Source organism: Microbacterium sp. str. 'China' (assembly GCF_002993305.1).
GTDB classification, from domain to species: domain Bacteria; phylum Actinomycetota; class Actinomycetes; order Actinomycetales; family Microbacteriaceae; genus Microbacterium; species Microbacterium paraoxydans.
In genome coordinates, this window is the sequence record NZ_CP027434.1 from 15,687 (window position 1) to 36,944 (window position 21,258).

Consider the following 21,258-nt stretch of genomic DNA (forward strand, 5'->3'; position numbering starts at 1 on the left):
CGGCGACGGTCAGCGCTCTTCGGGCACCGAGATGTCGGCGACGGTCGCGCCGTACGCCGCGATGAGGGCGTCGGCGTCGACGAAGAGGCTGTAGCCGTGCGCGCCCGCGCCCATCGCGACCCGCTCGCCGACGATGGAGGCGTCGGCGTAGACAGGCCAATCCGTGGTGCTGCCGATCGGGACGATGGTTCCGCGCTCGTAACCGGTCGCCGCGAGAGCGAGCTCGGGTTCGGGCAGGCGGAGTTTGTTCACTCCGACGACGGCCCGCAGCTTCGGCCAGGAGATGGACCGACCACCGGGGATGAGCGCGAACAGATAGGTGCCGTCCGAGCGCTTGACCACGAGGGTCTTCACGATGGCGGACGGCGGGATGCCGAGGATCTCGGCGGCTTCGACGAGGCTACGCGCCTGCGGCCGCTCGCGGATCTCGATGTCGAGTCCGCGGGCGGCCGCAGCATCCCTCACCCGCGCGTGCGGGTCGGGAGTGGTCACGCGTCGGGAGCCGACAGCGGGTCGTCGGCGACCCAGAGCTCGTCGTCGGCCCGCAGCGCCTGCCAGGCGGCGTACAGCACGCCGACGGCGGCCGCAGCACCCAGGACGATGGCGATGACGGATCCGAGACCGGGACCCTTCTTCTGCGAGACGGCCTTGCGGGCCTTGTACTCGACGCCGTGGCGCTTGGCGTTCGCGACGTCCCAGGCGGTCAGCGCCGTACCGACGACGCCGCCCACGATCGGAACGACCTTGTCGTCCACGACGTGCTTGCCGGCCTTGACCGAGCGGTCCACGACCGGGGCGACGCGGCGGTTGTAGGTGTCCTGGACCACCGGGACGATCTGCTCGCGATTGAAGTTGCCGAGCTGGCGACCCGCCTCACGAGCGACGTCGGCAGCGTGGCCGACGAGCACCTGCTGGTCTTCCCACAGCTGGTTCGCGTCCTTCTGAAGACGACGAAGCTGCTTCTTCCGCTTGCGGCTGAGGCTCACGATGCTCTCCTGTCCATTGGAGTACGGGTTCCCCATCTTGCCACGAGAGGCTGGATGCGGCGAGGGAATCGCCCGCCCCTTGCATCATCGGCTCCCGCGTTGTACATGCCCGGCTCGCTCACCGGAAGCTCTGCGAGAATGAACGCATGGTTCACGCTTCCCACGTCGCAACTCTGCACACCAACCACGGTGACATCGTCATCAACCTCTTCGGCGACCACGCCCCGAAGACGGTCAAGAACTTCGTCGGCCTCGCCGACGGCTCCCAGGAGTGGACGCACCCCGCCACCGGCAAGCCGGGCGAGGGTCCCCTCTACAAGGACGTCATCTTCCACCGCATCATCCCGAACTTCATGATCCAGGGCGGCGACCCGCTCGGCCAGGGCGTCGGCGGTCCGGGGTACAACTTCGACGACGAGATCAACAACGAGCTCAACTTCAACGAGCCCTACATCCTCGCGATGGCCAACGCGGGCCTCCGCCGCAACGCCATCACCGGCAAGGTCGAGGGCACCAACGGCTCGCAGTTCTTCATCACGACCGACCCGACCCCGTGGCTGCAGGGCAAGCACACGATCTTCGGGGAGGTCGCCGACGACGCATCGCGCAAGGTCGTCGACGCGATCTCCGCGGTCCCGACGGCGGCGGGCGACCGCCCGATCGAGCCCGTGGTGCTGCAGTCGATCGACATCGTCGCCGCCTGACGACAGCGACGGCCGATCCGGATGACGACGCCCGAGTTCACGAACAACCGTGAGAACTTCTGCTACCGGCATCCGGATCGGCAGTCCTTCGTGCTCTGCCAGCGGTGCCTGCGCACCATCTGCCCCGAGTGTCAGACGCCCGCCCCGGTCGGCGTCATCTGCCCGGAGTGCATGAACGCGGAGCGCAAGAACCGCACCCCCGCTCAGAAGAAGGCCGCGCGTCGGTGGCGTGGTGGTGGGGCCACGACCATGGGCGCCGTGCGCAGCGGCAAGCCCGTCGTCACGTACGTCCTGCTGGCGGTGACGTCGTTCATCGGCCTGGTGCAGCTGATCCCCGGGCTCAACGCCCCGATCATCCAGGCTCTCGGCTTCTACGCGCCGTTCCTCTACCCGAACCTCTCCCTCCTGCCGTTCGAGCCGTGGCGATTGCTGACCGTGCTGTTCGTGCATGGGGGCTTCGTGCATCTCGCGCTGAACATGCTCGCCCTGTGGATGCTCGGACAGAATCTCGAACCGATGCTCGGTCGTGTCCGCTATCTCGCGCTGTACCTCATCAGCGGTCTCGGCGGATCCGTCGCGGTGGCCGTCCTCGCTCCGGAGACGTGGACGGTCGGCGCCTCCGGGGCGATCTTCGGGCTCCTGGCGTCCCTCCTGATCATCGGACGCCACATCGGGGCCAACGTCACCGGCATCCTCGTGATCCTCGGCATCAACTTCGCCTTCGGGTTCTTCGCCGGTGGCATCTCCTGGCAGGCGCACCTCGGCGGCGCGATCACGGGCGCGCTCGTCGCCCTCATCTACGTCCGCACGAAGCGCCGTGACCAGCGGACCTGGCAGATCGTGTCGCTCGCCGCCCTGGTGGTTCTGTTGATCGTCGTGGTCGCCGTGGTGCCGCCCCTCATCCTTTTGGCCTGATCCTGAGTTGTTAACAGGGTTGTTAACCCCTGTGAATAACATCGGTGTAATTCTCCCCAGTGTGGGGATAACCTGTGGATAACTCGACGCCTGCCGCACAGACGAAAGGAACCCCTCGCCGAAGAGGCGAGGGGTTCCTTTCGTTCTGAGCGGTCAGCGCCAGCGAGTGGTCATGAGGAATCCGATGAGGGCGATGCCCAGACCGATGGCCAGATTCCAGTTGTCGAGGCCGGGGATGGGGAACTGCATGCCCGAGATGTAGAAGACGAGGATCCAGGCGAGGCCGAGGAGCATGAAGCCGATCATCACCGGCTTGAACCAGACGGCGTTGGGAGCGGCGTCGCCCTCGGCGCGCTCGACGGCGGGTTCTTCGGTCTTGCGGTCACGTGCCATGCCGTCATTGTACCCGGGAGACCTCGGCGCCGACGAGACGTGAGGACGTCGATCGGCGGCGCCCCGGCTCCTGCTGCACAGGTCGGGCGGATATGATCACGCCCATGACTGCATCTGTCGTGCCTGGGGGGCGGCGCGAGCGGCGGCAGCGACCCCGGTCGCGCGCCACGTTCGCGAGTGTGCTCGGCGAACTCCTCCTGACCGCCGGCGTCGTCGTGCTCCTCTTCGTCGCCTGGCAGATGTGGATCGGCGACATCATCATCGCGGCGCAGAAGAACGAGGAGGGGGCCGCGATCTCGCAGCAGCTCGCCGCGGGGGAGGCACCGGAACTGCCGCCGCTGGTCGAGACGGACGACGGTGAGACGGTCTACGAGGCGCCCGTCCCGGCGGCACCGGCCGACGGGGAGTGGTTCGGACAGATGCACATCCCCCGGTTCGGCGCCGACTACAACTTCGGCATCTACGGCGGCACGAGTCGCGCGCGCACCCTGGATCAGAAGGGCATCGGCGTCTACACGCAGTCGAAGATGCCTGGAGAGGTCGGCAACTTCTCGCTCGCCGGCCACCGCACGACCTGGGGCAAGCCGTTCAACCAGCTCGACAAGCTGCACGTCGGCGACGCGATCGTCGTGGAGACCCCTGACGGCTGGTACACCTATCGGTTCCGCACGCTGGAGTACGTGAAGCCGACGCAGACCGACGTGCTCGCCGATGTGCCGCAGATGCCGGAGCAGCAGACGGGGGAGCAGTACATCACCCTGACGGCCTGCTCACCGCTGTACTCGCTCGCCGAGCGCATCGTCGCGTACGGGGTGTTCGAGAGCTTCCAGCCGCGAGCCGAGGGACCCCCGTCCGCTCTGACCGACCCGCCGCCCCCGCCGGCCGCACCGTCCGTGTGACCCGCCTCCAGGAGAGAGAAGACCCATGTACGCCGCACTCTGGCGCCTGCTGCCCGGTCCGTGGTGGCTGCGCGTCCTCATCCTGCTCGTGGTGATCGCCGCGGTGCTCTACGCGCTGTTCTGGTACGTGTTCCCCTGGGTCAGCCCCCTCATCTCCCCCGGCGAGGTCGACGTCGAATGACGCGCGTCCTGGTGGTCGACAACCACGACAGCTTCGTGCACACCCTCGTGGGATATCTCCGCGAGCTCGGTGCGGACACCACGCTCGTGGAGTCCGACGCGACCGACGCGGCCGAGCTCGAGGAGCTTCTCGGCGCGCATGACGCGCTCCTGCTCTCCCCCGGTCCCGGGGCTCCTGCCGATGCCGGCGTCTCGATCGACGCTGCTCGCATCGCGGTGCGGCGGGGGATCCCCACGCTTGGAGTGTGTCTCGGGCATCAGGTCATCGGGGCCGCTTTCGGCACGGCCGTCCGGTCTGCTCCCGAGGTCATGCACGGCATGGTCTCGGCGGTCCGCCACGACGGCTCCGCCCTGTTCGCAGGGATCCCCTCACCTTTCGACGTCGGGCGTTATCACTCGCTCGCGCTGTCCGCGGTAGACCTCCCCGATGACCTCGCGGTCATCGCCACCGCCCCCGACGGCACCGTGATGGCGCTGGCGCACCGGACGTTGCCGCTGCACGGGGTGCAGTTCCATCCGGAGAGCGTCCTCACCCGAGGGGGTTACCGGCTCCTCGCCAACTGGCTCCGCCTCTGCGGCGACGAGGAGGCCGTCGCCCGCTCCGCCCTCCTCGATCCGCTGACGCGCTGAGCCGCGGCGCGTCCCGCGTCAGGACCCGGTGCAGTAGCGGAGTTCGACCGACGACCCGACGGGGACATCGCCCGGAGCGATGGACATCGAGTGCACCGTCGCCGGATCCGTCGCCGGGCACTCCGGCGCCTCGGTCGGCACCGGCGTGAGTCCCAGGTCGTCGAGCGCCTGCGTCGCCGAGTCCATGGACCAGCCGACGACGTTGTTCAGCGTCACCTTCCCGCTGGCGACCTCGAGGTTCACGACGGTGCCCGGAGCCACCTCGGCCTCCGCCTGCTCGCTCGCCGTCATCACCGTGTTGGCGGCGAGACCCTTGTCATTGCGTTGCGTCACCGTGCCGAGTTCGAGGCCGGCGGCCTTCAGCGCCTTCGTCGCGGCATCGAGGGACATCCCCTCGAGCTTCGGCACGACCACCGTCTCCTCGCCGGAGGACACGTAGAGGGTGACCGTCGAGCCCTTCTCCACGGACACGCCGCCCTCGGGATCGGTGCGGATGACGTTGCCCTCGGCGATCGACGGGCTCGACTCGATGACGATCTTCGAGGAGAGGTCCAGTTCCGCGAGGTCGTCCTGCGCGCGCTCGGAGGCGACGTTCGTCAGATCAGGGACGAGCCTCGAGGTGCTCGGCACGTCGGCGGGGCGCATGCTGATGGTCCAGACCCAGAACAGCACGGACGCCAGGAGCACCGCCAGCAGCGCGACTCCCGCCCAGATCCACGCGACGGGCGGTCCGGACTGTGTGCGGGCCATCGTGGTGTCGGTGCTGAGCTGACGCAGCGACCGCGCCGTCTCCTGCGCCTGGCGCGGACTCGGGCCGTAGAGCTCGCTGGTCAGGGCGCCGATCTGCTTGCGCGTGGGAGCGGCGCCGGTCACCGCGGCGTCCAGAGCGGCGCGGAAGTGAGCGGCGTCCGGATACCGCTGATACGGGTCCTTCGCGAGGGCGCGCAGCACGATCGGGTCCAGGGCTGCGGGCGACTCCTCGTTGACCTCGGAGGGCGGGACCGGCGTCTCGCTGACGTGCTGGTAGGCGACGGCGACCGGCGACTCGCCGCGGAACGGCTGCCGTCCGGTCAGCAGCTCGTAGAGCACCACGCCTGTGGAGTAGAGGTCGGCACGAGCATCGACCGGCTCGCCCTTGGCCTGCTCGGGCGAGAAGTAGGCGGCGGTGCCGATGATCTGGGTGGTCTCGGCCACGGTCGAGGAGGAGTCGGACACCGCGCGGGCGATGCCGAAGTCCATCACCTTCACCTGGCCCTTGTCGGTGACCATGACGTTGCCCGGTTTGATGTCGCGGTGAACGACGCCGGCGCGGTGCGAGTAGTCCAGCGCCTCGAGGATCCCGTCGACGTAGCGCACCGCATCCTCGACGGGCACGGGGCCATCGGCGATGATCTTCTTGAGCAGGGTGCCCTTGACCAGCTCCATCACGATGTACGGCGGCTCGTCCGAGGAGCTGTCGACCGTTGAGGGGTCGCCGGCGTCATACACCCGCACGATCGACGGGTGCGACATGCGTGACGCCGACTGCGCCTCCAGACGGAACCGCGTACGGAAACTGGTGTCGCGGGCGAGCTCAGGGTCGAGGATCTTGATCGCGATCTCGCGGCCGAGCGTCAGATCGTACCCGCGGTACACCTTCGCCATCCCGCCGTGCCCGATGAGCTCGTCGACGCGGTACCGGCCCGCGATGACTTGTGGCTCTGTGGACACGGATGACCCCCTGGAAACGACTGCGGCTGGACTGGATACTCAGGCTACCCTTAGGCGCCGTCCTCGCTGTCACCCTCGCCGTCCTCCGGGGCCACGATCGTGACGGACAGCGGCGGGGAGGCGTTCGACGTGCGCTGGTCGCCCCCGGAGCACAGGCCCTGATACGTCGCGATGAGCTGCTTCCCCACGGCGTCCCCGACCGTCACCTGCGCGTTGCGCTCCGTCGGCTGGAAGTTCGGCCCGCCCGAAGCGAAGGTGCCGTTCTGCAGGGAAACGACGTAGCCGGACAGCGTGGTGCCACTGGGGCAGGTGAAACCGGTGCCCCAGGAGATCGTCACGGTGCTGCCGGCGATCGGGTCGCCGGTGATCGTCGGCTCGTCCGTCGGCGTCGGCAGCGGCGTGCGGCCGGCGTAGACCGTGAGAGCGATCGGGGTCGTCGTCGCGACGTTCCCCTCCGGCTGCACCCGGTAGACCTTGCCGACGTCGCCGTCGCTCGGGGCGGGGTCGCCCTCACCGCAGGCGATGTCGGAGAACCCGGCCTCCTTGAGCGTCGCGGTCGCCGTGCCGCAGTCCATGCCGTTGAGCCCGAGCGCGGTCACGTCGACCCGGGTCTCGTCGGGCGTGGGCTCCTGCGAGGGCGTCTGCGTCTGGGTCTGCGTGGGGGTGCGGCTCGCGGACCCGGTGGGGTCGGGGTCGGTGTCCTTGCCCTGGTTGCCGAACAGCGCCCACAGCGTGCCGGCGACGACGATGAGCAGCAGGACCAGCAGCGCGATCAGCGGCCAGGTCCACGCACTCTTCTTCTTCTTTTTCTTCTCCTGCTCGTCCGCCGCGGCCTCGTCGGTGGGCAGCTGCGCGGTGGTGGGCAGGATTCTCGTCGTGCCGTCGTCGCCGGTCGCGGTCAGCATCCGCGTGGCGTCGTCGTCCCCGGCGATGCCGCCCGTCGCGATGGCGGGCACGGCGATGGCGGCGGAGTTCAGGTCTCCGCGGCGGAGGGCCTGGGCCGCGCGGGCGACCGTGGCCGAGGAGGACGGGCGGTCCGCCGGCTTCTTCGCGATCATCGCCATGACCAGGTTCTGCACGGGGATCGGGACCGTCGGCGGCAGCGGCGGGGGCTGCTCGTTGATCTGCGCCATGGCGATCGCGACCTGCGACTCGCCGGTGAAGGGGCGCTTGCCGGCGAGGCACTCGTACGCGACGATGCCCAGCGAGTACGTGTCGGTCGCGGGGGAGGCGGGGTGACCCGATGCCTGCTCCGGCGACAGGTACTGCACCGTGCCCATGACCTGCCCGGTCGCCGTGAGCGGTACCTGGTCGGCGATGCGGGCGATACCGAAGTCGGTGATCTTCACGCGGCCGTCCGGCGTGATGAGGAGGTTCCCGGGCTTGATGTCGCGGTGCACGAGACCCGCCGCGTGCGCGGCTTGGAGGGCCGAAGCGGTCTGCGCGACGATGTCGAGCGTCTTGTCGGCACTCAGCGCGCCGTCCCGCTCGAGGATCGTCGAGAGGGCTTCACCCGGAACGAGCTCCATGACGAGGTAGGCGCTGCCGTTCTCCTCGCCGTAGTCGAACACGCTGGCGATGCCCTCGTGGTTGACGAGCGCGGCGTGACGCGCCTCCGCGCGGAACCGCTCGAGGAACCCGGGGTCCCCCATGTATTCGTCCTTGAGGATCTTGATGGCGACGGTGCGTCCGATGACGTGATCCGTCGCCTCCCACACCTCGCCCATGCCGCCGATCGCAATCCGCGACTGCAGCTCGTAGCGACCACCGAACGACACACCCTGCGTCGGCCTCATCTGCCCAGCACCGCCTCTATGACCTTCTTCGCAATCGGAGCGGCGATGGTGTCCCCGCTTCCTGATTGACCCTGTCCGCCGCCGTTCTCGACGACGACCGCTACCGCGACCGCGGGGTCGTCCGCGGGGGCGAACCCCGTGAACCACAGCGTGTGCGGCCTGTTTCCGTTCTCCGCCGTTCCGGTCTTACCGGCCACGTCGACCCCGTCTATTCTTGCACCCTGCGCCGCGCCGTTTGAGACGCTGGCGACCATGGCGGAGGTCACCTCGTCCGCCACGTCCGGCTCCATGGCGCGACCGAACTCGGTGCTGTCGAACGACCGGATCACCGAGAGGTCGTTGCCGATCACGGCGTCGACCATCTGCGGGTTCATCACGACGCCGTCGTTGGCGATGCCGGCCGAGACCATGGCGATCTGCAGGGGCGTCGCGGTCACCTGTCCCTGACCGAATCCGGTGAGGGCGGTCTGCGCGTCGTCGAGTCCCTGGGGGTAGCTCGAGGGCGTCGAGGTGAGCGGGATGTCGAAGCTGCGGTTGAACCCGAACTTCTCCGCCATCTCCCGGATCGTGTCGTCGCCGAGTTCGACGGCGAGCTCGGCCATGGGGATGTTGCAGCTGAGACGGATCGCCTCGGCGATCGTGACCGTCGCACCGGAGCCGCAGGTGCCGCCCCATGCGTTGGAGACACGACTGTTCGAGCCCGGCAGCGTGTACGAGGCGGGGTTGGGGAGGGTCGACTCCGGCGTCCACTCGCCACTGGCGTAGGCGGCCGCCGCCACGACGATCTTGAACGTCGAGCCCGGGGGATTGAGGTCACCGGCGATCGCGCGGTTCGACAGCGGCTTGCCGGGGTCGGCCACGAGCTGGTCGTAGGTGGCGTTGGCGGCGTTCGCGTCGTGGGTCGCCATGCTGTTGGTGTCGAAGCCGGGAGTGGACGCCAGCGCGAGGATGCGCCCGGTCTTCGGGTCCATCGCCACGACGGCGCCCTGCAGGCCGTCCAGGGCCTCGGTGGCGGCGCGCTGCGCTGCCGTGTTCAACGAGAGCTCGACGCTGAATCCGCGCTGAGGCTGGCCGGAGAGGATGCGCTCGATCTCCGCGAAGAAGGCGTTCGAGCCGGTGCCGGAGAGGTCGGCGTTCATCGCCTCCTCGATGCCGGTGGCCGAGCCCAGAGCGGGGTTGAAGTAGCCGGTGACGGGCTCCCACATCTCGGCGTCGGTGTACACGCGCTGGAATCGGTACTGGTCGTCGCTGGGGACCGAGTTGGCGATCGCGGTGCCGTCGACGATGATCGCGCCGCGCTGGATCTCGTAGCTGTCCAGCCGGGTGCGCTTGTTGTGCGGGTTCTGCGACAGGCCGTCCGTCTCGACGACCTGGATCCAGCTCGTCGCGGCGAACAGCGCGATGAACATGAACAGCATGACGATGCTGAGTCTGCGGAGCTCTTTGGTCATGTCACCCGATCACCACCCGGGGCTGACGGCGGACGCCGTCGGAGATGCGGAGGAGGAGCGCCACGATGAGCCAGTTCGCGACGAGCGACGAGCCGCCCGCGGCCAGGAACGGGGTGGTCAGGCCGGTCAGCGGGATGACCCGCGTGACACCGCCGACCATGATGAACACCTGCAGCGCGATGGTGAACGACAGGCCCGTGGCGAGCAGCTTGCCGAAGTCGTCCTGACCGGCGAGCCCGATGCGCACGCCGCGGCTGACGAACACCATGTAGAGGCAGAGGATCGCGAAGAGCCCGATGAGGCCGAGCTCCTCGCCCAGGCTCGTGATGATGTAGTCGCTGTGCGCGAGCGGCGTGATCTCCGGGCGACCCTGCCCCCAGCCGGTGCCGATGAGGCCGCCGCGGGCGAGACCGAACAGCCCCTGCATGGGCTGGTAGCCGGCGACGTCGGGGTCGACCTTGGAGGAGTCGAACAGGAAGAGCCAGTTGATGAAACGACCCTGCACGTAGCTGAGGATCTGGGACGCGACGGCGACGCCCGCGACCACGAGGCCGAGACCGATGAGCACCCAGCTCGTCTTGCCGGTGGCGACGTAGAGCATGGCCACGAACATGCCGAAGATGAGCGTTCCGGTGCCGAGGTCGCGCTGGACGACGATGATGCCGAGGGAGACGAGCCAGACGACGAGCACGGGTCCGAGCTCGCGCATGCGCGGCCAGGTGATCCCGAGCACGCGCTTGCCCACCGACGTCAGGCTCTCCCGCGTCCGCACGAGGTAGCCGGCGAAGAAGATCGCCAGGCAGATCTTGGCGAGCTCTCCGGGCTGGAAGGCGAACATGCCGCCGAGCGAGACCCACACCTGCGCGTTCGCATCGGGGATCCGCAGGCCGGGGACGAACGGCAGGAGCAGCAGGAGGATTCCGGCGAGGCCGAAGATGTAGGTGTACCGGAACAGGATCCGGTAGTTGCGCAGCAGGATGACCACCGTGATCGCTCCGGCGAGGGAGATTGCGGTCCAGGCGAGCTGTTTGGTGGAGTAGGCGTTCCACCCGGTGTTCGCGAAGGCGATGTCGATCCGGTAGATCATCGCGACGCCGAGTCCGGTGAGCAGCGTCGCGATCGGGACGACGAAGGGATCGGAGTCGGCTGCCACGAAGCGCAGCACGATGTGCAGGGCGAAGGCCAGGGCCGCCAGCCCGCCGCCGATCGCCAGGATCATCGGGTCGATGGTGCCGAGAGCGCCGAGCTGGACGAGGGTGAGGGCGGCGCCGCTGATCGCACAGGCGAAGAGGAGCAGCCAGAACTCGCGGTTGCGCTGCGTCTGCGGCATGCGCAGGCGGCGCAGAGCCTTGATGACCGTGGTGTCGGCCTGGACGTCGGTGCTCACCCCGCACCTCCCGAGGGCGTCGCGCTCGGGGAGGGGAGCGGCGTGGGCAACGGGGTCTGCTCGATGATGTTCGCCTCGGCGCCCGTGCGGAGACGGTCCACGATGGCCATGGCGTCCGAGAGCGAGCGCGCGCTGATGGTGCGCTCGACCGAGGCCCGCTGGTACGGGGGCAGGTCGGCGAGGAGGATCTCGGTGTCCTCGACCGGTGTCGACAGCGTGATCGGACCGATGTTCTGCTGCACACCCTGGAAGATCACGACGCTGTCCTCATCCGCGCCGATGAAGTAGCGCGTCTGCGTCCAGCTGTAGGCGGCGAACGCGGCGAAGCCCAGCATGGCCAGCACCACGAGCGTTCCGGCGATCCAGCCCAGCCGGCGGCGCTTGGCGCGACGGCGGTCCTCCTCGATCAGCTCCTCGAGGTACTCGGGTGCCGGCTCGAAGTGGCTCGGTTCGTTCGCAGCCTGGCGGACCGGGTGCAGCCAGTTGCTCCGCGGGGCCCGCACCGGCGGCACGTAGACACCCGACGGGTTCGACGCCGCGCCGACGATCGTGGCGGTGCCGGAATGGACGGGGTGCTGTCCGCCCACATCGACGATCACGATCGTGACGTTGTCGGGGGCCCCGCCGTCGAGGGCCTGCTTGAGGAGGTTGTCGGCCGTGCGCCCCGGCGCGAGCCCGAGCTGCATGGCCTTGAGGATGCGGGCCTCGTCCACCACTCCCGAGAGACCGTCGGAGCACAGCAGCCAGCGGTCGCCGGGCTGCGCGTGCATGACGAACATGTCGAGCTCGGGGTCGGCGTCCATGTCGCTGAGCACCCGCATGAGGACGGAGCGCCGCGGGTGGTACCTGGCCTCTTCCGGGGTGATGCGGCCGGAGTCGACGAGGCGCTGCACGAAGGTGTGGTCGGCGGTGATCTGCGTCAGCGCATCGTCGCGGTAGAGATAGATGCGGGAGTCGCCGATGTGGCCGATGACGGCGTACTCGTCGACCATGATGATGGCGCTGAGCGTGGTGCCGAGTCCGGCGAGCTCCGGGCGGTCCTTTGCCGCGCGGATGAGGTCTCCCGCGGCGGTCGTGGCCGCGGCCTGCAGGGCGGCCTGCGCGTCCTCCGTGGAGGAGTACGGCTGGTCCAGCGGCTCCATGCGCTGGATGGCGATGCTGGAGGCGACGTCGCCGCCCGCGTGTCCGCCCATGCCGTCGGCGACGACGAACAGGTTCGCCCCGGAGTACCCGGAGTCCTGGTTGTTGGAGCGGACCTTCCCGGTGTGGGAGATCGCGGCGCTCGAGCCTTCGAAGACCATGCCGGCGTCAGGCCCTCAACTCGAACGTCGTCGCGCCGACCTTGACCGGGGTGCCGAGGCTCAGGGAGACCGGACCGCCCGTCACCCGCTGGCCGGCGACGAACGTGCCGTTCGTCGAGTCGAGGTCCTGGATCGCCCACGTGTCACCGCGGAGCAGGAGTCGGGCGTGGTGGCTGGAGGTGTAGTCGTCCCGGATCACGAGGGCGGACTCGCTGGAGCGGCCGATCGTCATCGCGTCGGAGCCGAGGGGGAGCTCGAGACCCGCCTTCGGTCCGGAGGTGATCACCAGGCGCTTCGCCGTCGCCACGGTCGCGGGACCGGTCGACGGTCGCGCCGACGAGGGACGGGGCGGGGCGGCCGGGGCCGCGGCAGGAGCGGCGGCGGGTGGTCCCGCGGTCGCCTCGGCGGGGAGCTTGCGGGCGCGCACTCCGAACAGGTCGGCGCGCAGGGAGTAGACGACCCCGAACACGAAGAACCACATCAGCACGAGGAAGCCGATGCGGAGCAGGAGCAGGACCAGTTCGCTCATCCGAGGGCTCCGAACACGCGGGTCGCGTCGTCGTCCGGTCGGGACGACCGCGACGGGGTGGCGACGGGGACGATGCGGAACACGAGATCGGTGCGACCGATCGTGATCGTGGTGTCGGAGGGGAGGGCGGCTTCGCGGAGCTTCTGCCCGTCCACCTTCGTGCCGTTCGTGGACCCCATGTCGCGGAGCATGGCGCGCTCGCCGTCCCAGAGGATCTCGGCGTGACGACGGCTCGAGCCCGCGTCGGCGATGGTGATGTCGGCATCGGAGCCGCGGCCGATCACCGTGCGGGCACGGGTGAGGGTGTGCCGGCGTCCGTCGACGTCGACCACGGCCTGCCAGCTCACGCGTCCCTCGACGGTGCCCGAGGTGACGCGGACGGTGCCGGTGGCGACCTTGTCGTCCGCTTCGAGCGTGATGGACAGAGGGCCGGCGAAGCTGTACCCCTGCGACTTCGCGTGCTTCGTGAGGAGGGCGTGCAGCTCGTCCGTCAGCGCGCCGCCGAGCCCGCGCATGCGCTCCGCGTCGTCGGGGCTGAGGCGCACGACGTAGTTGTTGGGCGTGATGATGCGGTCGCGGCTCACCACGGCCGCAGTGGTATCCGCCTCGCGTCGCAGCGCCGAAGCGATCTCCACGGGCTGGATGCCGCTGCGGAAGGTCTTCGCGAACGCGCTGTTCACTGCGCGCTCGAGACCCTTCTCAAAGCTGTCAAGTAGTCCCACTGGGCTCCTCTGGCATGCCGACCGGTAGGGACATCGTAGCCAGGTGACCTGGGGGAACGCCGCCGACGCCCCTGCCGGGGTGTGCAACGCGGTCGAAAACGCGTGATATCCTCGGAAAGTTGAGTTCTTCGGAACGAGACGCTCGCGCGAGTGGCGGAATGGTAGACGCGCTGGCTTCAGGTGCCAGTGTCCTTATGGACGTGGGGGTTCAAGTCCCCCCTCGCGCACAGCGAGACATTCATGAAAGAGTCGGTCAGAGTCTGACCGGCTCTTTCTGTTTCCCCGCGAACACCCACGAACGGTCTCCCGCATGAGCCCCTGGATGCACACCGTCGGACTGATCGTCGTCCGCATCGTCTTCCCCGGGGCCCTGGCTCTGACGACGTTGCTGCTCCTCTGGTACGGCTTCGGCATTCTGGACGAGACGACCGGGTTCGCGTGGGTGATGATCGCGACGGGGGGAGCAGGGTTCCTTCTCTCCCTCCTCCTTCTCTGGCGACTCAACAATGCCCGCGGTCGCGAGGACTTCCGGTGGTACGTCGTGCCGGAGGACGACGCGGAGGGCGCCGTCCCGCCGGAGCCGATCTCGGCCGAGGAGAGGGAGCGCCTCACCCGTGAGCTGGACGAGGTGAACCGCCGGTGGCGGGAGGCGCTGGAGGCCGGTTTCCTCTCCGGCGGCTCGCTCGCCGCCCACGAGATCCGTGCGGAACTCGAGGAACGCGCGACGGCTCTGCGCCGTCGACTCGAGTCGCCTTCCTCCCCCGGTCAGTGACCAAAGTCCTCATCCTTTAGCGACGAAAGGTGGCCTGGAGTTCCGTCAAGCGCCGCCCTACTCTCAGCCGTATCCCAGTTCGGAGGGGTGGGTGGACTGGGCACGGAACAGGGGAGTGTTCATGCAGTTCTCTCTGCACACGAATTCCGAGCGCGAAGAGAAGAAGGACCGGAGAACGCGACGGCGGCTGCTGTCGCCGCGACGCCCGTGGGCGGTGGCGACCATGCTCGCCCTCGTGCTGGGATCGCTCGTCGCGCCCGTGCTCCCGGCGACGGCGGCCCCGGGCGACCCGGCGCAGCTGTACCTCGGCGTCTCCTACGAGGGTCCGATCGTCGGTACGGACAAGGACCTGACGGCACCGACGGAGTGCCCGGCGAACTCGGTACTCACCGGCGTCCGGACGGAGAACAGGACCGCGGAGGCACCGTCCGGAGCGAACGCCATCCTCACTCGATTCGCGCTGCAGTGTTCGACCATCACGGTGAGCAACACGGGCGTCGTGACGGGAACGGTGAACCCCACCTGGATCGATGGGCCGGTCTACGATCAGAGCCGCGGGAATGTGTCCACCGCGACGTGTCCGGCGAACACCTTCGCGCATCGCATCACCGGCACGACCTTCGTCGGCCAGGGCGTTCGATGGCCATCCTCCGTGCAGATCACGTGCCGCCCGATGACCTTCACGGCGGCGGGGGAGCTGCGGATCAACCTCGCGGCGACCCCCACCGTCCTCACCGCGGGTGAGAACTTCAACACCAACGGCGGTCTCGATACGCCGACTCCTCGCTGTGGTCCGGGGGACACCACCGGGACGAGCGACATCGTCGTGCGCGGTTACCGCGCGCAGAGCGGTGGCGAGGGCATCGACGGCTTCAACCCCTCCTGTACGACGATTCCCGACGACTTCGGCGATGCGCCGGCCAGTTACGGCTCGGTCTCCCATGAGCTGAATGCGGCGACGTATCTGGGGTGGTCGGCCGATGCCGAGACGGCGATGCAGTACAGCGCGAACGCGACGGGCGACAACGTGGTCGGCGGCACGGCCCCGAACCAGACCATCAACGACGAGACGGGGGTGGCGTCGTTCGGGCCGATCATGGCCAGCGTGACGAACACCTATTCGGTGTCGGTGTTGGCGTCGAACAAGGTGCCGGGTGTGCCGGCGACCCTGGTCGGCTGGATCGATTTCAACCGCAACGGCGTGTTCGATGCGAACGAGGGTGCCACCGCGACGGTCCCGGCGGGCACGGCGGACGGCTCGTCGGTGACGCTGAACTGGTCCGGCATCGCCTCGCAGACGGTGGGCGGGCAGACGTTCGCCCGATTCCGTATCCAGAGCGGGACAGGGTTGACCGCGGCGACCCCGACGGGGACGGGCGGTCCGGGTGAGGTGGAGGACTACGCCGTCACGATCACGGCTCCGGCGCCCTCTCTGGCGTTGACGAAGACGGTCACGCCGACCACCGCCAGCGCGGCGGGGGACACGGTGACCTATTCGTTCGCGGTCTCGAACACCGGCAACGTCGCCGTCTCGGGGCTCGGCATCCGCGAGTCCGCGTTCAGCGGCACGGGGACGCTCGGGGCGGTGAACTGTGCGGCGACGACGCTCGCCGTGGGGCAGAACACGACCTGTACGGCGGCGTACACGTTGACGCAGGCGGACATCGACGCGGGGACGGTGACGAACACCGCGCTCGCGACCGGAACCTCCGAGGCCAACACCGGCGTGGAGAGCAACCCGAGCACCGCGACGGTCACCACGACCCGCACCCCGGCGCTCACGGTCGTGAAGTCGGCGACCCCGTCCGGACCGGACGACTTCACGGTCGGACAGGTGATCGACTACTCGTTCATCGTCACCAACACGGGCAACGTGACCGTCTCGAACATCGCGGTGAACGAGACGGCGTTCACGGGTTCCGGCTCCCTGTCGACGATCGAGTGCCCGGTCGCCCCCCTCGCCCCGGGTGCGCAGACGACTTGTCGTGCGAGCTACACCCTGACGCAGACGGACGTGGACGGGGGATCGGTCAGCAACACGGCGACCGCCACCGGTGTGCCGCCCGGGTCGCTGACGCCTCCGGTGTCTCCGCCCTCGACCGTGCGCGTGCCGGTGGACCCGGCTCCGGCGATCTCGCTGGAGAAGAGCTCCGAGACGACCGCGATCACCGGCGCCGGGCAGACGATCGACTACTCCTTCCTCGTCACCAACACCGGGAACGTCACCCTGACGAACGTCGGCATCGACGAGGAGTCCTTCTCCGGCACCGGAGCCCTCGACGTGACCTGCCCCGCCGGCGCCGCCTCCCTCGTGCCGGGGGCCGAGGTCACCTGCACCGCGAGCTACACCGTGACGGCCGCGGACTACAACACCTCGGCGCTCACGAACACGGCCACCGCGACGGGCACGCCGCCGACCGGTACGGCACCGGTGTCCTCGCCGTCCACGGTCGAGATCCCCGTCACCTCCGCCCCGGCGCTCACGGTGGCGAAGACGGCGGACCGCACGGAGATCACCGCGGCCGGACAGACGATCACCTACTCGTTCCTCATCACGAACACGGGGAACGTGACGATCGCCGACGTCGGCGTGACGGAGACGTCGTTCACCGGGACGGGTACCGCCCCCGTCGTCACCTGCCCCGCGGCCGCCGCCTCCCTGGCCCCGGGCGCGCAGGTGACGTGCACCGCACCCTACGTGGTGACCCAGGCCGACATCGACGCGGGCGGGGTGACCAACACCGCGACCGTGACCGGGGAGCCGCCCACGGGCGAACCACCGGTGTCACCGCCCTCGACCGTGGTGGTCCCCGCGGACGAGACGCCCGCGATCACCCTCGTCAAGACGGCCGATCCGACGTCGATCACAGCCGCCGAGGCGACCGTCGATTACGCCTTCCTCGTGACGAACACGGGCAACGTGACCCTCACCGACATCACCGTGACCGAGACCGCGTTCTCCGGCACGGGCACGGCGCCGGAGATCACCTGCCCGGCCGCCGCGGCGACACTCGCTCCGGGCGCCCAGGTGACCTGCACCGCGTCCTATGAGGCGACGCAGGCGGATGTCGACGCGGGTCAGGTGACCAACACCGCGACCGCGACGGGCACGCCGCCGCGCGACCTCGAGCCGCCGGTGTCCGGACCCTCCACGGCGATCGTCACGGTGCCCGGCGCGCCCGCCCTCACGGTCGCGAAGACGGCTGACCGGACGGAGATCACCGCCGCGGGGGACGTCATCACCTACTCGTTCCTCGTGACGAACACGGGCAACGTGACCATCGCGGACGTGACCGTGGACGAGGTGTCGTTCTCGGGTACCGGTGCGACTCCCGTCGTCACCTGCCCCGCAGCGGCCGCGTCCCTCGAACCCGGAGGTCAGGTGACGTGCACCGCGACCTACGAGGTGACCCAGGCCGACATCGATGCAGGCGGCGTGACGAACACCGCCACCGTGACGGGCGACCCGCCCGGAACCCTCGAGCCGCCGGTGTCGCCGCCGTCGGAGATCGAGGTGCCGTCGATCGAGACGCCGGGCATCACCGTCGTGAAGTCGGCCGACCCCTCCACGGCTGCCGGCTACACGGTGGGGACGGAGATCATCTACACGTTCGTCGTGACGAACACGGGCAACGTGACCCTCACCGACGTGACGGTGGACGAGACCGCGTTCACGGGCTCGGGAGAGGTGTCGGCGATCTCGTGTCCGGCGGGGGCCGCATCGCTCGCACCGGGGGCGCAGGTCGAGTGCACCGCTACGTACACGCTGACGCAGGCCGACATCGACGCCGGGCAGTTGTCGAACACGGCGACGGCGACGGGCACACCGCCGTCGGGGACGCCACCGGTGTCGCCGCCGACGACGGTGGAGATCCCCGGTGACCCGGCCCCGGCGCTGACCGTGGAGAAGACCGCTGACCGGACGGAGATCACGGCAGCGGGACAGACGATCACCTACTCGTTCCTGGTGACGAACACCGGGAATGTCACGGTGCGCGACGTCACGGTGGAGGAGGGCACCTTCACCGGTACGGGTCCTGCTCCGGTGGTGACCTGTCCTGCGGGTGCCGCCACGATGATTCCCGGTGCGCAGGTGACGTGTACGGCGGAGTACGTCGTCACGCAGGCGGACATCGACGCGGGTGGAGTCACCAACACCGCGACCGTGACGGGCACGCCGCCGTCCGGCGAGCCGCCGGTGTCGCCGCCTTCCGAGGTCGAGGTGCCGTCGGAGCCGTCGCCGGGCCTGTCGGTGTCGAAGACGGCTGACCGGACCGAGATCACGGCCGCCGGCCAGACGATCACCTATTCCTTCCTCGTCGTGAACACCGGCAACGTCACTCTGACGGACGTCGAGGTGACGGAGGCCTCGTTCACCGGCACCGGGACCCCGCCGGTCATCGAGTGCCCGGCCGCGGTGGCGTCGCTCGCTCCCGGGGACGAGGTGACCTGCACGGCGGAGTACGTCGTCACGCAAGCCGACGTGGATGCGGGTGGTGTGACGAACACCGCGACCACGACCGGTACTCCCCCGTCGGGGGAGCCGCCGGTGTCGCCGCCTTCCGAGGTCGAGGTGCCGTCGGAGCCGTCGCCGGGCCTGTCGGTCGTGAAGTCGTCCGACCGGTCGACGATCACCGCAGCGGGTCAGACGATCACGTACTCGTTCCTCGTCACCAACACGGGTAACGTGACGATCGCCGACGTGACGGTCGAGGAGACGGGCTTCACCGGCACCGGCACGGCTCCGGTCGTGACGTGCCCGGCGGGGGCCGCGTCGCTCGCGCCGGGTGCTCAGGTCACCTGCACCGCGCCGTACGTGGTCACGCAGGCCGACCTCGACGGCGGCGGGGTGACGAACACCGCGACCGTGACCGGCACGCCGCCCTCGGGCGAACCCCCCGTGTCACCACCCTCGACCGTGCTGGTCCCCGGCGACCCGGCACCCGCGCTGACCGTGGCGAAGACGGCCGACCGCACCGAGATCACCGCGGCGGGCCAGACGATCACGTACTCCTTCCTCCTCACCAACACGGGCAACGTCACGCTGACGGACGTGGGTGTGGACGAGGTCTCCTTCACCGGCACCGGCACGGCTCCGGTGGTGACCTGTCCTGCGGGAGCGGAGTCGCTCGCTCCGGGAGCGGAGGTGACGTGTACCGCGCCGTACGTCGTGACCCAGGCCGACGTCGATGCGGGTGGCGTCACGAACACCGCCACCGGCACGGGGACACCGCCGTCGGGGCAGCCGCCCGTCTCGCCGCCGTCGACGGTCGAGGTGCCCTCGGAGGGGTTGCCGGCCCTCACGGTCGCGAAGACCGCGGACCTCACGCGCATCAGCGCCGCAGGGCAGACGATCACGTACTCGTTCCTCATCACCAACACGGGCAACGTCACGATGACGGACGTCGGCGTGGACGAGGTGTCGTTCTCAGGGACGGGAACCGCGCCGGTCATCACGTGTCCGGCCGCGGCCGCCTCGCTGGCCCCCGGTGCGACCGTGACCTGCACGGCGCCGTACGTGGTCACCCAGGCGGATGTCGATGCAGGGCAGCTCACGAACACGGCCGTCGCGACGGGAGAGCCGCCGACGGGTCCGCCGACCAGCGAGCCGCCGCTCACGCCTCCGTCGACGGTGGAACTGCCCGGTGACCGGAACCCGGCGATCGCCGTGGTGAAGTCGGCCAGCCCTGACACGGCAGCGGCCTACGTCGTGGGCCAGGACATCACCTACTCCTTCGTGGTGACCAACACCGGCAATGTCACGCTGACGGACGTCACGATCACCGAGGGCGACTTCTCCGGGACGGGTCCGCTGTCGGCGATCGACTGCCCGCCCGGGACCGCGTCGATGGCCCCCGGTGCCCAGCTCATCTGCACGGCGACGTATGTGCTGACGCAGGAGGACATCGACGCCGGCCAGGTGACGAACTCCGCGACCGCCACCGGTGTGCCGCCCGGGGACCTGCAGCCCCCGGTGTCGCCGCCGTCCGAGGCGCGCGTCCCCGCGCTGTCGACTCCGGGCCTCAGCATCGTGAAGTCGGCGACCCCGGCCGTGATGACGACCGTGGGGGAGACTCTGGAGTACTCCTTCGTCGTGACCAACACGGGAAATGTCACCCTGGCGGACGTGGCGGTGGACGACACGGACTTCTCCGGTGAGGGCGAGATGTCGGCGATCACCTGCCCGGACGACGCCGCCCGCATCATTCCGGGCCAAACGGTGACCTGCGCGGCGACCTACACGACCACGCAAGCGGACGTGGACTCCGGACGGCTGACCAACACCGCGACGGCCACCGGCACGCCGCCCTCGGGTGAACCGCCGGTGTCACCGCCCTCGACCGTGGAGGTGCCGTTCGACGGGACCAACTCCCTCGCGATCGAGAAGCGGGCGACGACCGTCGACGTGAACGCCAACCGGCTCATCGACCTCGGCGACCGGGTGGAGTGGACGATCATCGTCACCAACACCGGGGCGCAGACGGTCTCCGACATCGTCGTGTCGGATCCCACGGCCGGTGCGGTCACCTGCCCGGCGACGAGCCTCGCCTCCGGGGAGCAGATGACGTGCACGGTGCCTCCGCACACGATCGACGCCGCGGACGTGCGTCGCGGTGAGGTGCGCAACGTCGCGACCGTGACCGGCAACACGCCGGCAGGGCCGATCGATCCGCCGACCTCGCAGACGGTCACCCGCGTGGTGCCGACGCCGCCGACCGGACTCGCGGTCACGGGTGGCACGCTCGCCGCCGGCGGCCTGCTGCTGGGCGGGGTGATGGTCCTCGCCGGACTGGGCCTGGGCCTCACGCGGATGCGACGGCGAGAGGAAGAGCAGGAACAGCGCTGACCGAGAGGCGGCCCGTGGCGGGTGATCGCCCGCCAC

Annotated in this window: 17 protein-coding genes and 1 tRNA gene; 8 read left to right on the forward strand and 10 right to left on the reverse strand. The window is 69.4% G+C overall.

The genetic code is table 11. From position 1 onward, the window contains the following. Positions 1 to 9 precede the first annotated feature (9 nt). Both C6C15_RS00080 and C6C15_RS00085 read right to left on the reverse strand, forming a co-directional pair. Positions 10 to 492 (reverse strand): aminoacyl-tRNA deacylase, encoded by a 483-nt coding sequence (locus C6C15_RS00080; RefSeq protein WP_234024183.1) that lies wholly within the window; start codon positions 490 to 492, stop codon positions 10 to 12. Then, the gene (locus C6C15_RS00085) at positions 489 to 986 is read right to left on the reverse strand and encodes a hypothetical protein (RefSeq protein WP_025102885.1); all 498 of its coding nucleotides are present in this window, start codon (positions 984 to 986) and stop codon (positions 489 to 491) included. Before C6C15_RS00085 ends, C6C15_RS00080 begins: the two co-directional genes overlap by 4 nt. Before the next feature lie 146 nt (positions 987 to 1,132). On the opposite strand from C6C15_RS00085, the gene C6C15_RS00090 reads away from it, so the two are divergent. Both C6C15_RS00090 and C6C15_RS00095 read left to right on the forward strand, forming a co-directional pair. Then, positions 1,133 to 1,690, forward strand: a complete 558-nt coding sequence (locus tag C6C15_RS00090; protein WP_025102886.1) for a peptidylprolyl isomerase — start codon at positions 1,133 to 1,135, stop codon at positions 1,688 to 1,690. Between the two features lie 21 nt (positions 1,691 to 1,711). After that, positions 1,712 to 2,605, forward strand: a complete 894-nt coding sequence (locus C6C15_RS00095; RefSeq protein ID WP_105948957.1) for a rhomboid family intramembrane serine protease — start codon at positions 1,712 to 1,714, stop codon at positions 2,603 to 2,605. 153 nt (positions 2,606 to 2,758) lie between these two features. Here C6C15_RS00095 and C6C15_RS00100 read toward each other — a convergent pair whose 3' ends face one another. Next, positions 2,759 to 2,998 carry a cell division protein CrgA gene (locus C6C15_RS00100; RefSeq protein ID WP_025102888.1) on the reverse strand — a complete coding sequence of 80 codons (240 nt, stop codon included), beginning with the start codon at positions 2,996 to 2,998 and terminating at the stop codon, positions 2,759 to 2,761. Positions 2,999 to 3,102: 104 nt separating this feature from the next. On the opposite strand from C6C15_RS00100, the gene C6C15_RS00105 reads away from it, so the two are divergent. The 3 genes from C6C15_RS00105 to C6C15_RS00110 are packed head-to-tail and all read left to right on the forward strand — an operon-like array spanning position 3,103 to position 4,707. Then, positions 3,103 to 3,897: a class E sortase gene (locus C6C15_RS00105; protein WP_060922725.1), complete on the forward strand. Its 795-nt coding sequence runs from the start codon at positions 3,103 to 3,105 to the stop codon at positions 3,895 to 3,897. Positions 3,898 to 3,922: 25 nt separating this feature from the next. Next, positions 3,923 to 4,078: a membrane protein gene (locus C6C15_RS17175; protein ID WP_036292274.1), complete on the forward strand. Its 156-nt coding sequence runs from the start codon at positions 3,923 to 3,925 to the stop codon at positions 4,076 to 4,078. After that, positions 4,075 to 4,707 carry an anthranilate synthase component II gene (locus C6C15_RS00110; protein ID WP_105948958.1) on the forward strand — a complete coding sequence of 211 codons (633 nt, stop codon included), beginning with the start codon at positions 4,075 to 4,077 and terminating at the stop codon, positions 4,705 to 4,707. Before C6C15_RS17175 ends, C6C15_RS00110 begins: the two co-directional genes overlap by 4 nt. Before the next feature lie 18 nt (positions 4,708 to 4,725). On the opposite strand, the gene pknB is transcribed toward C6C15_RS00110, so the two are convergent. Genes pknB through C6C15_RS00145 form a run of 7 tightly spaced genes read right to left on the reverse strand, consistent with a single transcriptional unit; the run spans position 4,726 to position 13,603 of the window. Beyond that, a complete protein-coding gene (gene pknB / locus C6C15_RS00115; RefSeq protein ID WP_105948959.1) occupies positions 4,726 to 6,417 on the reverse strand; it encodes a Stk1 family PASTA domain-containing Ser/Thr kinase in 1,692 nt (563 codons plus the stop codon). Between the two features lie 50 nt (positions 6,418 to 6,467). Then, a complete protein-coding gene (locus C6C15_RS00120) occupies positions 6,468 to 8,213 on the reverse strand; it encodes a serine/threonine-protein kinase (RefSeq protein ID WP_082750095.1) in 1,746 nt (581 codons plus the stop codon). Next, positions 8,210 to 9,664 carry a peptidoglycan D,D-transpeptidase FtsI family protein gene (locus C6C15_RS00125; protein WP_060922721.1) on the reverse strand — a complete coding sequence of 485 codons (1,455 nt, stop codon included), beginning with the start codon at positions 9,662 to 9,664 and terminating at the stop codon, positions 8,210 to 8,212. The genes C6C15_RS00120 and C6C15_RS00125 overlap by 4 nt, the downstream gene beginning before the upstream one ends. A 1-nt stretch (position 9,665) precedes the next feature. After that, entirely contained in the window at positions 9,666 to 11,051 is a 1,386-nt protein-coding gene (locus C6C15_RS00130) for an FtsW/RodA/SpoVE family cell cycle protein (RefSeq protein WP_105948960.1), read from the reverse strand. Next, positions 11,048 to 12,352 (reverse strand): PP2C family protein-serine/threonine phosphatase, encoded by a 1,305-nt coding sequence (locus C6C15_RS00135; RefSeq protein ID WP_060922719.1) that lies wholly within the window; start codon positions 12,350 to 12,352, stop codon positions 11,048 to 11,050. Before C6C15_RS00135 ends, C6C15_RS00130 begins: the two co-directional genes overlap by 4 nt. 7 nt (positions 12,353 to 12,359) lie before the next feature. Further along, positions 12,360 to 12,881 (reverse strand): FHA domain-containing protein FhaB/FipA, encoded by a 522-nt coding sequence (locus C6C15_RS00140; protein WP_105948961.1) that lies wholly within the window; start codon positions 12,879 to 12,881, stop codon positions 12,360 to 12,362. Beyond that, positions 12,878 to 13,603 carry an FhaA domain-containing protein gene (locus C6C15_RS00145; RefSeq protein ID WP_060923298.1) on the reverse strand — a complete coding sequence of 242 codons (726 nt, stop codon included), beginning with the start codon at positions 13,601 to 13,603 and terminating at the stop codon, positions 12,878 to 12,880. Before C6C15_RS00145 ends, C6C15_RS00140 begins: the two co-directional genes overlap by 4 nt. Positions 13,604 to 13,747: 144 nt before the next feature. Between C6C15_RS00145 and C6C15_RS00150 the strand changes: the two genes are divergently transcribed. The 3 genes from C6C15_RS00150 to C6C15_RS00160 all read left to right on the forward strand — a co-directional run bounded on the left by C6C15_RS00150 (position 13,748) and on the right by C6C15_RS00160 (position 21,222). Next, positions 13,748 to 13,830 (forward strand) — tRNA-Leu (locus C6C15_RS00150). 83 nt (positions 13,831 to 13,913) lie between these two features. Then, positions 13,914 to 14,375 carry a hypothetical protein gene (locus C6C15_RS00155; protein ID WP_105948962.1) on the forward strand — a complete coding sequence of 154 codons (462 nt, stop codon included), beginning with the start codon at positions 13,914 to 13,916 and terminating at the stop codon, positions 14,373 to 14,375. A gap of 121 nt (positions 14,376 to 14,496) precedes the next feature. Next, entirely contained in the window at positions 14,497 to 21,222 is a 6,726-nt protein-coding gene (locus tag C6C15_RS00160; protein ID WP_158698484.1) for a DUF7507 domain-containing protein, read from the forward strand. Positions 21,223 to 21,258 lie beyond the last annotated feature (36 nt).

Excerpts from the sequence above, each read along its gene's own strand:
- C6C15_RS00155 (WP_105948962.1), top strand. The coding sequence starts at position 13,914 with ATGAGCCCCTGGATGCACACCGTCGGACTGATCGTCGTCCGCATCGTC.
- C6C15_RS00100 (WP_025102888.1), bottom strand. The coding sequence starts at position 2,998 with ATGGCACGTGACCGCAAGACCGAAGAACCCGCCGTCGAGCGCGCCGAG.
- C6C15_RS00160 (WP_158698484.1), top strand. The coding sequence starts at position 14,497 with ATGCAGTTCTCTCTGCACACGAATTCCGAGCGCGAAGAGAAGAAGGAC.
- C6C15_RS17175 (WP_036292274.1), top strand. The coding sequence starts at position 3,923 with ATGTACGCCGCACTCTGGCGCCTGCTGCCCGGTCCGTGGTGGCTGCGC.
- C6C15_RS00095 (WP_105948957.1), top strand. The coding sequence starts at position 1,712 with ATGACGACGCCCGAGTTCACGAACAACCGTGAGAACTTCTGCTACCGG.
- C6C15_RS00140 (WP_105948961.1), bottom strand. The coding sequence starts at position 12,881 with ATGAGCGAACTGGTCCTGCTCCTGCTCCGCATCGGCTTCCTCGTGCTG.
- C6C15_RS00120 (WP_082750095.1), bottom strand. The coding sequence starts at position 8,213 with ATGAGGCCGACGCAGGGTGTGTCGTTCGGTGGTCGCTACGAGCTGCAG.
- C6C15_RS00110 (WP_105948958.1), top strand. The coding sequence starts at position 4,075 with ATGACGCGCGTCCTGGTGGTCGACAACCACGACAGCTTCGTGCACACC.
- C6C15_RS00105 (WP_060922725.1), top strand. The coding sequence starts at position 3,103 with ATGACTGCATCTGTCGTGCCTGGGGGGCGGCGCGAGCGGCGGCAGCGA.
- C6C15_RS00090 (WP_025102886.1), top strand. The coding sequence starts at position 1,133 with ATGGTTCACGCTTCCCACGTCGCAACTCTGCACACCAACCACGGTGAC.
- C6C15_RS00135 (WP_060922719.1), bottom strand. The coding sequence starts at position 12,352 with ATGGTCTTCGAAGGCTCGAGCGCCGCGATCTCCCACACCGGGAAGGTC.
- C6C15_RS00125 (WP_060922721.1), bottom strand. The coding sequence starts at position 9,664 with ATGACCAAAGAGCTCCGCAGACTCAGCATCGTCATGCTGTTCATGTTC.